Annotated in this window: 10 protein-coding genes; all 10 read left to right on the top strand. The window is 70.4% G+C overall.

The genetic code is table 11. The annotated features are described in order from the left end of the window. The first annotated feature begins 215 nt into the window (after positions 1 to 215). Positions 216 to 2,222 (top strand): excinuclease ABC subunit UvrC, encoded by a 2,007-nt coding sequence (gene uvrC, locus ACFXOM_RS05525; RefSeq protein WP_385037024.1) that lies wholly within the window; start codon positions 216 to 218, stop codon positions 2,220 to 2,222. Then, positions 2,219 to 3,262 (top strand): RNase adapter RapZ, encoded by a 1,044-nt coding sequence (rapZ, locus tag ACFXOM_RS05530; RefSeq protein WP_384944774.1) that lies wholly within the window; start codon positions 2,219 to 2,221, stop codon positions 3,260 to 3,262. Before uvrC ends, rapZ begins: the two co-directional genes overlap by 4 nt. Further along, positions 3,259 to 4,302 carry a uridine diphosphate-N-acetylglucosamine-binding protein YvcK gene (gene yvcK / locus ACFXOM_RS05535; RefSeq protein WP_384935789.1) on the top strand — a complete coding sequence of 348 codons (1,044 nt, stop codon included), beginning with the start codon at positions 3,259 to 3,261 and terminating at the stop codon, positions 4,300 to 4,302. The genes rapZ and yvcK overlap by 4 nt, the downstream gene beginning before the upstream one ends. Beyond that, positions 4,293 to 5,282: a DNA-binding protein WhiA gene (gene whiA / locus ACFXOM_RS05540; protein WP_093653140.1), complete on the top strand. Its 990-nt coding sequence runs from the start codon at positions 4,293 to 4,295 to the stop codon at positions 5,280 to 5,282. The genes yvcK and whiA overlap by 10 nt, the downstream gene beginning before the upstream one ends. A gap of 775 nt (positions 5,283 to 6,057) precedes the next feature. After that, complete coding sequence (locus tag ACFXOM_RS05545; RefSeq protein WP_384944771.1) at positions 6,058 to 8,994, top strand: M14 family zinc carboxypeptidase; 2,937 nt, start codon at positions 6,058 to 6,060, stop codon at positions 8,992 to 8,994. Between the two features lie 190 nt (positions 8,995 to 9,184). Further along, complete coding sequence (gap, locus tag ACFXOM_RS05550; RefSeq protein ID WP_384935779.1) at positions 9,185 to 10,189, top strand: type I glyceraldehyde-3-phosphate dehydrogenase; 1,005 nt, start codon at positions 9,185 to 9,187, stop codon at positions 10,187 to 10,189. Positions 10,190 to 10,296: 107 nt separating this feature from the next. Next, positions 10,297 to 11,508 (top strand): phosphoglycerate kinase, encoded by a 1,212-nt coding sequence (locus ACFXOM_RS05555; RefSeq protein ID WP_384944767.1) that lies wholly within the window; start codon positions 10,297 to 10,299, stop codon positions 11,506 to 11,508. Between the two features lie 5 nt (positions 11,509 to 11,513). Then, positions 11,514 to 12,290, top strand: a complete 777-nt coding sequence (gene tpiA / locus ACFXOM_RS05560; RefSeq protein WP_384935773.1) for a triose-phosphate isomerase — start codon at positions 11,514 to 11,516, stop codon at positions 12,288 to 12,290. A gap of 179 nt (positions 12,291 to 12,469) precedes the next feature. Next, a complete protein-coding gene (secG, locus tag ACFXOM_RS05565; RefSeq protein WP_384935770.1) occupies positions 12,470 to 12,706 on the top strand; it encodes a preprotein translocase subunit SecG in 237 nt (78 codons plus the stop codon). A gap of 110 nt (positions 12,707 to 12,816) precedes the next feature. Next, positions 12,817 to 13,152, top strand: coding sequence for an RNA polymerase-binding protein RbpA (locus tag ACFXOM_RS05570; RefSeq protein WP_173263245.1), 336 nt, complete (start codon positions 12,817 to 12,819; stop codon positions 13,150 to 13,152). The last annotated feature ends 84 nt before the right edge of the window (positions 13,153 to 13,236 follow it).

A 13,236-nucleotide genomic window follows, 5' to 3' on the forward strand; every position in this document is an offset into this window, starting at 1 on the left:
CGGATCTGGACGGCTGTTCACACCCCGGACGCGCCGTACACAGCCGCGTGTCACCCCGCATTGAAGCGCGTTGACCTGGCGCGGACAACGTCAGGTGCCCAGGGCACGTGTCGGACGGCCCCGTCCGGTGCGCCTACGTGCCGGAACGCAGGAACCGGGCCGGGCGTGTCCGACGCCGGCCCCGGTTGTCGGTGCCCGACAGTAGGGTGGGCGGCATGGCCGACCCCTCCAGCTACCGCCCCAAGCCGGGACAGATCCCCGACTCGCCGGGGGTCTACAAGTTCCGTGACGAGCACCGCAGGGTGATCTACGTCGGCAAGGCGAAGAGCCTGCGGCAGCGTCTCGCCAACTACTTCCAGGACCTGGCGGGCCTGCACCCCCGCACCCGCACGATGGTCACCACCGCGGCCTCCGTGGAGTGGACGGTCGTCTCCACCGAGGTGGAGGCGCTGCAGCTGGAGTACTCCTGGATCAAGGAGTTCGACCCCCGGTTCAATGTCAAGTACCGGGATGACAAGAGCTATCCGTACCTCGCGGTCACCATGAACGAGGAGTTCCCACGCGTCCAGGTGATGCGAGGGGCCAAGCGCAAGGGCGTGCGGTACTTCGGCCCCTACGCGCACGCGTGGGCGATCCGCGAGACGGTCGACCTGATGCTCCGCGTCTTCCCCGTGCGCACCTGCTCCGCCGGGGTGTTCAAGAACGCCGCCAGGACCGGTCGCCCCTGCTTGCTCGGCTACATCGGCAAGTGCTCGGCGCCCTGCGTGGAGCGGGTCAGCCCGGAGGAGCACCGCGAACTGGCCGACCAGTTCTGCGACTTCATGGCCGGTCGTACGGGCACGTACCTCCGCCGTCTGGAGAAGGACATGGCGGCGGCCGCCGACGACATGGAGTACGAGCGCGCGGCCCGCCTCCGTGACGACATAGAGGCGCTCAAGCGGGCCATGGAGAAGAACGCCGTGGTGCTGGCCGACGCCACCGACGCCGATCTGATCGCGGTCGCGGAGGACGAGCTGGAGGCCGCCGTGCAGATCTTCCACGTCCGCGGCGGGCGGGTGCGCGGCCAGCGCGGCTGGGTCACGGACAAGGTCGAGGCGGTCGACACGGCCGGCCTGGTGGAGCACGCACTGCAGCAGCTCTACGGAGAGGAGAGCGGAGACGCTGTTCCCAAGGAGGTCCTCGTCCCCGCCCTTCCCGAGGACCTCGCCGCGGTCACCCAGTGGCTGAGCGGACGGCGCGGATCGTCCGTGTCGCTGCGGATCCCCCAGCGCGGGGACAAGAAGGACCTCATGGCGACGGTCGGCCGCAACGCCCAGCAGGCGCTCGTACTGCACAAGACCAAGCGGGCCAGTGACCTCACGACCCGCTCCCGTGCTCTGGAGGAGATCGCGGTGGCGCTGGACCTGGACTCGGTGCCGCTGCGGATCGAGTGCTTCGACATCTCGCACCTCCAGGGGGAGGACGTGGTCGCCTCCATGGTGGTCTTCGAGGACGGCCTGCCCCGCAAGAGCGAGTACCGCCGCTTCCAGATCAAGGGCTTCGAGGGACAGGACGACGTCCGCTCGATGCACGAGGTGATCAGCAGGCGCTTCAGGCGGTACCTCGCCGAGAAGGAGAGGACCGGGGAGTGGGGCGCCGAGGTCGGCGAGGTCACGGCGGACGACGGTGACGGAAGGCCGAAGCGCTTCGCCTACCCGCCGCAGCTCGTGATCGTCGACGGCGGTCAGCCGCAGGTCGCCGCGGCCCGGCGGGCCCTGGAGGAGCTCGGCATCGACGACGTGGCCGTCTGCGGGATCGCCAAGCGGATGGAAGAGGTCTGGCTGCCCGGCGAGGACGACCCGGTCGTCCTGCCCCGCACCAGCGAAGGCTTGTACCTCATCCAGCGGGTCCGTGACACGGCCCATGACTTCGCCATCCGCTACCAGCGTTCCAAGCGCACCAAGCGGCTGCGCACCAGCCCCCTGGACGCCGTGCCCGGGCTGGGGGAGACCCGCAAACAGTCCCTGATCAAGCACTTCGGCTCGGTGAAGCGGCTGCGGCAGGCGACAATCGAGCAGATCTGCGAGGTCCCCGGCATGGGCAGGAAGACGGCCGAGGCCGTCGTCGTGGCCCTGGCACACGCGGTCCCGACCGCACCCGCCGTGAACACGGCGACAGGAGAGATCATTGAAGAGCACGAGGGGGCAGCAGTCACGACCGAGGACGGGGGCAGCACGACATGACCGAGCAGAACAGACCTGAACGGCCAGCGGAGCCCGGGGCGCCCGCCCCGGGGACGGCCGGCGGCACGGCTGGTTCCGTCCCGCAGGCGGCCGGGGGCGACCGCACGGAACGAGCAGAACACGGAGCAGGAGACGTGAGTACGGGTACGACGGCCGACGCCGGGAAGGCCGCCGAAGCGGCCATCCCCGAGCTGGTGATCATCTCCGGAATGTCAGGCGCGGGCCGCAGCACCGCGGCGAAGTGCCTGGAGGACCTCGGCTGGTTCGTCGTCGACAACCTGCCGCCCGCGCTGATCCCCACCATGGTGGAGCTCGGTGCGCGTTCCCAGGGCAACGTGGCCCGCATCGCCGTCGTCGTGGACGTCCGCGGCCGGCGGTTCTTCGACAACCTCCGCGAGTCCCTCGCGGATCTCGACGCCAAGCAGGTCACCCGGCGGATTGTCTTCCTGGAGTCGTCCGACGAGGCCCTGGTGCGCCGCTTCGAGTCCGTGCGCCGCCCGCACCCGCTGCAGGGAGACGGCCGCATCGTCGACGGCATCGCGGCGGAGCGGGACCTCCTGCGGGAGCTGCGCGGCGACGCCGACCTGGTGATCGACACCTCCAGCCTCAACGTCCACGAGCTGCGCGCCAAGATGGACGCCCAGTTCGCCGGCGACGAGGAGCCGGAGCTGCGGGCCACCGTCATGTCGTTCGGCTTCAAGTACGGCCTGCCGGTCGACGCCGACCTGGTGGTGGACTGCCGCTTCCTGCCCAATCCGCACTGGGTCCCGGAGCTGCGCCCCTTCACCGGCCTCAACGAGGAGGTGTCGGGTTACGTCTTCAACCAGGCGGGCGCCAAGGAGTTCCTCAACCAGTACACCGAGCTGCTCCAGCTGATCGCGGCGGGCTACCGGCGCGAGGGCAAGCGGTACGTGACCATCGCCGTCGGTTGCACCGGTGGCAAGCACCGCTCCGTCGCCATGTCGGAGAAGCTCGCCGCCCGCCTCGGCGCCGAGGGGATCGAAACGGTCGTCGTCCACCGGGACATGGGGCGCGAGTGACCGGTCGTACTCTCCGGCTACGGCGGCTGCGGGGCAGCGACGCGCTCCGTGCCGGCCAGCGGCGCCGCACCCAGCCCAAGGTCGTCGCGCTCGGCGGCGGCATGGGCCTGTCCGCATCGCTCGCCGCCCTGCGTCGTATCACCGGTGACCTCACGGCGGTCGTCACCGTGGCCGACGACGGGGGCTCCAGCGGCAGGCTCCGCAAGGAGCTCGGCGTCCTGCCGCCCGGCGACCTCCGCAAGGCCCTCGCGGCGCTCTGCGGTGACGACGACTGGGGCCAGACCTGGGCGCGGGTCATCCAGCACCGCTTCCAGTCCCAGGGCGAGCTGCACGAGCACGCCGTCGGCAACCTGCTGATCGTCGCCCTGTGGGAGCAGCTCGGCGACCACGTCCAGGCCCTGGACCTGGTCGGCCGGCTACTCGGTGCCCACGGTCGGGTGCTGCCCATGTCGGCCGTGCCCCTGGAGCTCCAGGCCCTGGTCAAGGGACACGATCCCGAGTGCCCCGACGAGATCCGCACGGTCCGGGGGCAGGCCACGGTGGCGCTCACCCCGGGGGAGGTGCAGTCGGTGCACCTCGTGCCGAACGACCCACCGGCGGTGCCCGAGGCCGTCGCCGCCGTCCTGGACGCCGACTGGGTGGTCCTGGGGCCGGGTTCCTGGTTCTCCTCGGTGATTCCGCACCTGCTGGTGCCGGAACTCCTGGACGCGCTCGTCGAGACGAAGGCTCGCCGGGTGCTGTCGCTCAATCTGGCGCCGCAGCCCGGAGAAACGGATGGATTCTCTCCGCAGCGTCATTTGGAGGTTTTGGGGCGACACGCCCCTAAACTCGCCCTGGACGTGGTGCTGGCCGACGAGGCCGCCGTGCCCGACCGCGAGTCCCTCGCCGAGGCTGCGCAGCGGCTCGGCGCCGCGGTCGAGCTCGCTCCGGTGGCGGCCGGCGGCCCCGGGGGAGGCGCGCAGAAGCACGACCCGGAGCTCCTGGCCGCCGCGTACGACCGTATTTTTCGGATGCATGGAAGGATCGGCCCATGGCGATGACGGCAGCGGTCAAGGACGAAATCTCCCGGCTCCCCGTCACCCGGACCTGCTGCAGAAAAGCGGAGGTCTCGGCGATCCTTCGGTTCGCGGGCGGACTGCACCTGGTCAGCGGACGCATCGTGATCGAGGCGGAGCTGGACACGGGGATCGCGGCGCGCAGGCTCCGCAAGGACATCCTGGAAATCTTCGGGCATTCATCGGATCTTGTGGTGATGGCTCCCGGGGGGCTGCGGCGCGGCTCGCGCTACGTCGTCCGGGTCGTGGCGGGCGGTGACCAGCTGGCCCGCCAGACCGGCCTGGTCGACGGCCGCGGTCGGCCGATCCGCGGCTTGCCCCCACAGGTCGTGTCCGGGGCCACGTGTGACGCCGAGGCGGCCTGGCGCGGGGCGTTCCTCGCGCACGGTTCGCTGACCGAGCCGGGTCGTTCTTCCTCGCTGGAGGTCACCTGCCCCGGCCCCGAGGCGGCGCTGGCGCTGGTCGGCGCCGCGCGCAGGCTGTCCATCGCGGCGAAGGCCCGCGAGGTGCGCGGCGTGGACCGGGTCGTGGTCCGCGACGGCGATGCGATCGGCGCGCTGCTGACCAGGCTCGGGGCGCACGAGTCGGTGCTGGCCTGGGAGGAGCGCCGGATGCGCCGCGAGGTCCGGGCCACGGCGAACCGGCTCGCGAACTTCGACGACGCCAACCTGCGTCGCTCCGCACGTGCTGCGGTCGCCGCGGGCGCCCGCGTCCAGCGCGCCCTGGAGATCCTCGGTGAGGAGGTGCCCGAGCACCTCGCAGCGGCGGGCCGGCTCCGGATGGAGCACAAGCAGGCTTCCCTCGAAGAGCTGGGCGCCCTCGCCGACCCGCCGCTGACGAAGGACGCGGTGGCGGGTCGTATCCGCCGTCTCCTGGCGATGGCCGACAAGCGGGCCCAGGACCTCGGCATCCCGGGTACGGAGTCCAACCTCACCGAGGAGATGGCCGACGGGCTGGTGGGCTGAGCCCGTTGCCCAGGTGCCCGTCGATCCACGGTAGGCGGTCCGGTCCGGCACGTCGGGACCGGACCCGTGCCCGCGCGCGCCGGTCCGGCGGACCCGTGCCCGGGGAGGTCCGGTCAGCGGCGCCCGGGAACGATCGGCCAGGGGCGCCCGGGAGCGCCCTGCCCGGGGGGCCGTTCCAGCGGGAGGCCGTGACCTCCCCCTCATCCCTGCCGGTCCAGGTGCCCGGCGCGCCCTACCCGTTCTCGTACGGGGGCCCGGAGATATCCCGGCCCTCCGTGCCGGCTGCCCCTGCGGGCGGCACCCCCTAGGCCGTTCGGGTACGGGCGACCGCACGGGGTACGGCAACCCGGCGCACCGGGTGCGCCGCGCCGGAGCCCCTCGCGCAGGCCGCCGCGGGTCTTCCGGGGCGTAGCCGTCCCCCGCTCGCGTGGTGGATCGGGCAGCCCGGTCGGCCGCGAGTTCCTGGACGACGGCCGACCCCCGCTCGCGTGGTGAGTCGGATGCGGTGCCGCGTTCGCTCCCGGGGGCGTGCGGGTGCTCCGCGGATCCCCCGCCCGGCTCAGGCGCCCCGGCGCGGCGGGTCCCGGGGCAGCGCCTACGGGCGTCCGTCCCGCCCCCGACACCTCAACTCTCAGCGCAGGGTGCCCACTCGGGTGCTCGGACGGTCGCCTTCCCTCTCCGGGTCCCGGAGAAATACGCCTTCTTGACATGATCATGGAGAGTCATGAATCTGGCATCTGTTTTCTTTCGCGACAGACGAAAGCAAGGGGGGCCAATGAGACGAAGAGCGAGAGCGATCCTCGCCACGACCTCACTCCTTCTGGCCGGGCTGGCAGCCGCCCCGGTCGCCCGCGCCGACCAGGGAGGAGACGACGCCCGTGTCTCCGTATGGCACGCGCACGTCACCGGGGAACAAGTGTCGACGCTCCTCGCCGCCGGTGTGGACGGGCACGAACTGACCGCACAGGTACCGGCCAAGGGCACTGCCACCGTCGAGCTCTACCTGACCGACGACCAGGCCGGCCGGTTGCGCGCGCAGGGCATCAGCCTGAACGAGCACGCCGTCTCCGCCGGGGCGCGCCGGCGTGCCGCCGCCGCGGGGGACGGGGTGTTCCGTCCGTACGGGGGCCCCGGGGGCCTCAAGGAGGAGATCCTGGCCACCGCCCGGGCCAACCCCTCGCTCACCAAGGTCGTGAGCATCGGAAAGACCGTGAAGGGCCAGGACATCCTCGCGCTCAAACTCACCAAGGGCGCCAAGAAGTACCGCGACGGGGCCAAGCCGTCCACGCTCTACATGTCCAACCAGCACGCCCGCGAGTGGATCACTCCCGAGATGACGCGGCGCCTGCTCCACCACTACCTCGCCGGCTACGGCAAGGACCCGCGCGTCACACGCATCGTGGATACCACCGAACTGTGGTTCCTGCTCTCCGCCAACCCCGACGGCTACGACTACACGCACGCGTCCCCCGCGAACCGCCAGTGGCGCAAGAACCTCCGGGACAACAACGGCGACGGGAAGACCACGCCCGGCGACGGCGTCGACCTCAACCGGAACTTCGCCTACAAGTGGGGCTACGACAATGAGGGTTCGTCCCCCGACCCCGAGGACGAGACCTACCGCGGGGCGGCGCCGAACTCCGAGCCCGAGACCAGGGCCCTCGACGCGTTCGAGAGGCGCATCGGCTTCGACTTCGGCATCAACTACCATTCCGCCGCCCAACTGCTGCTCTACGGCGTGGGCTGGCAGGTCGGCACTCCGACCCCGGACGACGTCCTCGCCACGTCGCTGGCGGGGACGCCCGAGAAACCGGCCGTCCCCGGCTACCGCCCGCAGCTGTCCTCCGAGCTGTACACCACCAACGGCGAGGCGGACGGACACGCGGCCAACGTCAACGGGATGATGATGTTCACCCCGGAGATGTCGACCTGTGCGACCGCGTCCCGCATCGACCCCGACGACGCCTGGGACCCGGCCGACTGCGCGTCCGTCTTCACCTTCCCCGACGACGAGAAGCTGATCCAGCAGGAGTTCGCCAAGAACCTCCCGTTCGCGCTCGCCGTCGCCGAGACGGCCGCGCACCCCGACAGCCCGACCTCCCCGGTCGGCATCGACGCCCCGGACTTCACCCCCGACCCGTTCGATGTCTCGTACGCCCGGGGCGACCAGCAAGTCGCCGTCACCGCCCGCGCGTCACTGCGGGGCAAGCGGCTCAACTACCGCATCAACGGCGGACGCACACACGTCGCGGCGCTGCGGCCCTGGAAGGGCGGCGACGTCTACGGCGGCGAGGACAACATCCACTTCGACCAGTACCGGGCAGCCGTGAAGGGCGCCAGGGCCGGGGACAGGGTCGAGGTCTGGTTCACCGGCCGCACCCGCAGCGGCGGGCGCGCCACCAGCACCCCGTTCACGTACACCGTCGCCGAACGGCCCCGCGCGGACACCCTCGTGCTCGCCGAGGAGGGCGCACCCGCCCGGCACCTCGCCGCCTACACCGCGGCGCTCGCGGACAACGGCCGCAGGGCCGCCGTGTGGGACGTGGCGGCACAGGGCACGCCGCACGCCCTGGGTGTGCTGTCCCATTTCCGCACCGTCGTCTGGTACACGGGCGCCGGCAGGCCGTCCGGTCCCACCATGTTCGCCGTCCGCGACTACGTCAACGAGGGGGGCGGGCTGATCAACGCCGGTGAACAGAACGGCGGCAGGGTCGACATCGGCCGCGCCGAATCCGACGACTTCGCCCAGTACTACCTCGGGGCGTATCGGAAGGCGGCGCTGAGATCGCCTCCCGCGTTCGCCGGGGAGGGGGCCTTCGCCGGCGTCGGTGCCGTCCTCGGTGACGCCACGGGCAACCCGCTGGACGCGGCCGGGGCGTACACCGTCACCTCCGACACGCTCGCGCCCCGCCAGTTCCCGCAGTTCCGCAGCGTCGCGGTGGGCGACTACCCGGGCGTCCGGACGCCCTTCGAGCCGTACGCGGGCGACTCCTTCGCCGCGGCCGAGCACGCCGACAGTTCCTGGATGCGGCTCACCCGCACCGTCGACCTGACCGGGACACCCGCGTCGGCCGCGCCCGCCCTCGACTTCCAGCTCAGCTATGACACCGAGGAGGGCTACGACAACGTCGTCGTCGAGGCGCACACCGTCGGTCAGGACGACTGGACGACGCTGCCCGACGCGGGCGGAGGCACCACCACCCAGACGCCCACCGAGTGTGACGGCGGGTACTACGTGAACGGCCACCCCTTCCTCGCCCACTACCTCACGGTCGAGGGCGACGGCTGCGCCGCTACCGGGACGACCGGGGCGTGGTACCGGTTCACCGGCAGCTCCAACGGCTGGCGGGAGGTCTCCTTCGACCTGACCGCCTACGCGGGCAAGCAGGTCGAATTGTCCGTCTCCTACATCACCGACCCCGGTACCGGCGGCCTGGGCGCCTTCGTCGACGACACGAGGCTCGTGACGGGCGGCACCACCGTCGACACCGAGGGATTCGAGGTCTCCCTGGGGCCGTGGTCCGTGCCGGGCCCCCCGCCGGGCAGCCGGAGCAACGCCTCGGACTGGACCCGATCGGCCGCCCTGTTCCATTCCTCCGCGGCCGTCGCCACGCGCGACACCGTGCTCCTGGGCTTCGGGCTGGAACACGTGGCCAGTGCGGAGGACCGCAAGAAGATCATCGGAAAGGCGCTCAGCGCGCTCCGGCGCTGACGCTGTGTAGCAGCTCCGGCCGCTGGTGGCCCGTACTTGTCGGTAGGTGCGGGCCGCCCGTCTGAGGGGTGGGACAAGGCGTGCTTGATGTCACTCCGCAAGCCCCGGGGAGGTAGGGTCGTAAGCGGTCGGGGACATCCCTATACATGCTCGCCGGGGCGACCCGGCGTACCAACGAGGAGATCGGTTCGTGACGATCCGCGTAGGCATCAACGGCTTTGGCCGCATCGGTCGTAATTACTTCCGCGCGCTGCTGGAGCAGGGTGCAGACATCGAGATCGTGGCTGTCAACGACCTGGGTGACACCGCGACCACCGCCCACCTGCTGAAGTACGACACGATCCTGGGCCGCCTCAAGGCTGAGGTCAGCCACACCGCCGACACCATCACCGTCAACGGCCACACGATCAAGGTGCTCTCGGAGCGCGACCCGGCGAACATTCCGTGGGGAGAGCTGGGCGTCGACGTCGTCATCGAGTCGACCGGCATCTTCACGAAGAAGGCCGATGCCGAGAAGCACATCGCCGGTGGCGCGAAGAAGGTCCTCATCTCGGCTCCGGCCAGCGACGAGGACATCACCATCGTCATGGGCGTCAACCAGGACAAGTACGACGCGTCCAACCACCACGTCATCTCCAACGCGTCCTGCACCACCAACTGCGTGGCGCCGATGGCCAAGGTCCTCGACGAGAACTTCGGCATCGTCAAGGGCCTGATGACCACGGTCCACGCCTACACCAACGACCAGCGCATCCTGGACTTCCCGCACAAGGACCTGCGTCGTGCCCGTGCGGCCGCGGAGAACATCATCCCGACCTCGACGGGTGCCGCGAAGGCGACCGCCCTGGTCCTCCCGCAGCTGAAGGGCAAGCTGGACGGCATCGCCATGCGCGTCCCGGTCCCGACCGGCTCCGTCACCGACCTCGTCGTCGAACTCGACCGCGAAGTCAGCAAGGACGAGATCAACGCCGCCTTCCAGAAGGCGTCCGAGGGTGAGCTGAAGGGGATCCTCGAGTACACCGAGGACCCGATCGTCTCCTCGGACATCGTCAACTGGCCGGCTTCCTGCACCTTCGACTCGAAGCTGACCATGGCCCAGGGCAAGCAGGTCAAGATCGTCGGTTGGTACGACAACGAGTGGGGCTACTCCAACCGCCTCGTCGACCTGACCGTGTTCGTCGGCAACCAGCTCTGATCCCCGGCCGATAGGCACCCCGATGTGAGCAGCAGGGCTCGGGCGGCGCGAAGATGCGCTGTGCGAGCCCTGTCGCTTGCCCTCGTCCTCCCTAGGAGTCACCACCCATGCAGACGATCGACGAACTTCTCGCCGAAGGCGTCACCGGCAGGCGGGTCTTCGTCCGCGCCGACCTCAACGTGCCCCTGGACGGCACCACGATCACCGACGACGGCCGCATCCGGGCCGTGCTGCCGACCGTGAAGGCGCTGGCCGACGCGGGCGCCCGGGTTGTCGTGGCCTCCCACCTGGGCCGCCCCAAGGGCGCTCCGGACCCGGTCTTCTCGCTTGCGCCGGCTGCCGCGCGCCTCGGTGAACTGCTCGGTGCCGACGTCGCGTTCGCGACCGACACCGTCGGCGAGTCGGCCCGCACCACCGTCGATGCCCTCGCCGACGGCAGCGTCGCGGTGATCGAGAACCTCCGCTTCAACCCGGGCGAGACGTCCAAGGACGACGCCGAGCGCGGCGCCTTCGCCGACCAGCTCGCCGCCCTGGCCGACGTCTACGTGGGCGACGGTTTCGGAGCCGTGCACCGCAAGCACGCTTCGGTCTTCGACCTCCCGGCCCGGCTGCCGCACGCCGCCGGCTACCTGATCGCCACCGAGGTCGGTGTCCTGAAGAAGCTGACCCACGGCGTCGAGCGGCCGTACGTCGTCGTCCTCGGCGGCGCCAAGGTCTCCGACAAGCTCGCCGTCATCGACGAGCTCCTCGGCAAGGCCGACCGGCTGCTGATCGGCGGGGGCATGGCGTACACCTTCCTCAAGGCCAAGGGCTACGAGGTCGGCATCTCCCTGCTCCAGGAGGACCAGGTCCCGACGGTCACCGAGTACATGGAGCGTGCCGAGAAGAGCGGCGTCGAGATCGTGCTGCCGGTCGACGTGCTGGCCTCGTCCGAGTTCCCCGACCTGAAGACCAAGGCCCCGGCGGAGTTCATCACGGTCGACGCCGACAAGATCCCCTCCGACAAGGAGGGCCTCGACATCGGACCGAAGACGCGCGAGCTGTACGCTTCGAAGATCGCCGATGCCGAGACCGTGTTCTGGAACGGTCCGGTGGGCGTCTTCGAGCACCCCGACTACGCGGGCGGTACCGCCGCGGTCGCCAAGGCGCTCGTGGACAGCAAGGCCTTCACCGTCGTCGGCGGCGGCGACTCCGCCGCCGCCGTGCGCACGCTTGGTTTCGACGAGAACGCATTCGGCCACATTTCGACCGGTGGCGGCGCGAGCCTCGAGTACCTCGAGGGCAAGACGCTTCCCGGACTCGCCGCACTGGAGGACTGACCCGCATGAGCACCCGCACCCCGCTGATGGCGGGCAACTGGAAGATGAACCTCAACCACCTCGAGGCCATCGCACACGTCCAGAAGCTCGCCTTCGCCCTGTCGGACAAGGACTACGGGGCCGTCGAGGTCGCCGTCCTGCCGCCCTTCACCGACCTGCGGTCGGTGCAGACCCTGGTGGACGGCGACAAGCTGAAGATCAAGTACGGCGCCCAGGACATCTCGGCGCACGACTCCGGTGCGTACACCGGTGAGGTGGCGGGCCCCATGCTCGCCAAGTTGAAGTGCACGTACGTCGCCGTCGGTCACTCCGAGCGACGGCAGTACCACGGTGAGACCGACGAGCTCTGCAACGCCAAGGTGAAGGCCGCGTACCGCAACGGTCTGACCCCGATCCTGTGCGTCGGCGAAGGCCTGGAGGTCCGCAAGGCGGGTCAGCAGGTCCAGTACACCCTCACCCAGCTCGACGGCGGCCTCAAGGACGTCCCGGCCGAGCAGGCCGAGTCCATCGTGATCGCCTACGAGCCGGTGTGGGCCATCGGCACCGGCGAGGTCGCGACCCCCGAGGACGCCCAGGAGGTCTGCGGGGCCATCCGCGGGCGGCTGGCCGAGCTGTACTCGCAGGACGTGGCCGACAAGATCCGCATCCAGTACGGCGGCTCCGTCAAGGCCGGCAACGTCGGGGCGATCATGGCGCAGCCCGACGTGGACGGCGCCCTGGTGGGCGGCGCGGCCCTGGACGCCGATGAGTTCGTCAAGATCGTCCGGTTCCGCGACCAGTGACCGGGCCGCAGGACCGGGCGACCCCCCGCCCGCCCGGGCGGAGGGATCCGGTCCGCGGTCAGGGTCGTGGAAATGGGTAACCTCGTCGTAGGCTTGCGGGGGCCGGGGCTCCACCGCCCGGCCCCCGTCTCCTTGATCAGTTGTTCAGTCCCGTCCCGTCCGAGGAAGTTGGTCCAGCCGTGATTCTGGGGTTCTCGATCGCCCTGCTCGTCTTCAGCCTGCTGCTGATGCTGCTGGTGCTGATGCACAAGGGCAAGGGCGGCGGCCTCTCCGACATGTTCGGCGGCGGCATGCAGTCGTCCGTCGGCGGCTCCTCGGTCGCCGAGCGCAACCTCGACCGCATCACCGTGGTGATCGGTCTGATGTGGTTCGCGTGCATTGTCACACTTGGTCTGCTGCTGAAGGCGAACAGCTGACCATCCGAGGGCGTTCCTGGGGTGGGGGTGTAACTCCAATCACTGGACGCGCGTTGGGCCTTACGTAGACTGGGGCATCTTCGAGCACCATCACGCAGGGAGTTACGACCGTGGCAAGTGGCAACGCGATCCGGGGAAGCCGGGTCGGAGCGGGGCCGATGGGGGAGGCCGAGCGGGGCGAGTCCGCGCCGCGTCTCCGCATCTCCTTCTGGTGCTCGAACGGGCACGAGACGCAGCCCAGCTTCGCCAGTGACGCACAGGTTCCGGACAGCTGGGACTGCCCGCGGTGCGGGTTCCCGGCCGGACAGGACCGGGACAATCCGCCGGCCCCCCCGCGCACCGAGCCCTACAAGACGCACCTCGCCTACGTCCGCGAGCGGCGCAGTGACGCCGACGGGGAGGCGATCCTCGCCGAAGCGCTCGCCAAGCTCCGGGGCGAGATCTGAGCATCGTCGGCAGCCGTCCAGCGGCCAGTGGCCCACCAGCCCGTCTGGCAGGTAGCCGGCCGCCAACATCCGCTGGTACTGGAC

Origin of the sequence: Streptomyces sp. NPDC059169, assembly GCF_042755225.1 — a bacterium.
Taxonomy (GTDB): Bacteria; Actinomycetota; Actinomycetes; order Streptomycetales; family Streptomycetaceae; genus Streptomyces.

What these genes read in the sequence shown, in the direction of transcription:
- uvrC (WP_385037024.1), top strand. Translation starts at nt 216, where the DNA reads ATGGCCGACCCCTCCAGCTACCGCCCCAAGCCGGGACAGATCCCCGAC.
- rapZ (WP_384944774.1), top strand. Translation starts at nt 2,219, where the DNA reads ATGACCGAGCAGAACAGACCTGAACGGCCAGCGGAGCCCGGGGCGCCC.
- whiA (WP_093653140.1), top strand. Translation starts at nt 4,293, where the DNA reads ATGGCGATGACGGCAGCGGTCAAGGACGAAATCTCCCGGCTCCCCGTC.
- ACFXOM_RS05545 (WP_384944771.1), top strand. Translation starts at nt 6,058, where the DNA reads ATGAGACGAAGAGCGAGAGCGATCCTCGCCACGACCTCACTCCTTCTG.
- ACFXOM_RS05555 (WP_384944767.1), top strand. Translation starts at nt 10,297, where the DNA reads ATGCAGACGATCGACGAACTTCTCGCCGAAGGCGTCACCGGCAGGCGG.
- tpiA (WP_384935773.1), top strand. Translation starts at nt 11,514, where the DNA reads ATGAGCACCCGCACCCCGCTGATGGCGGGCAACTGGAAGATGAACCTC.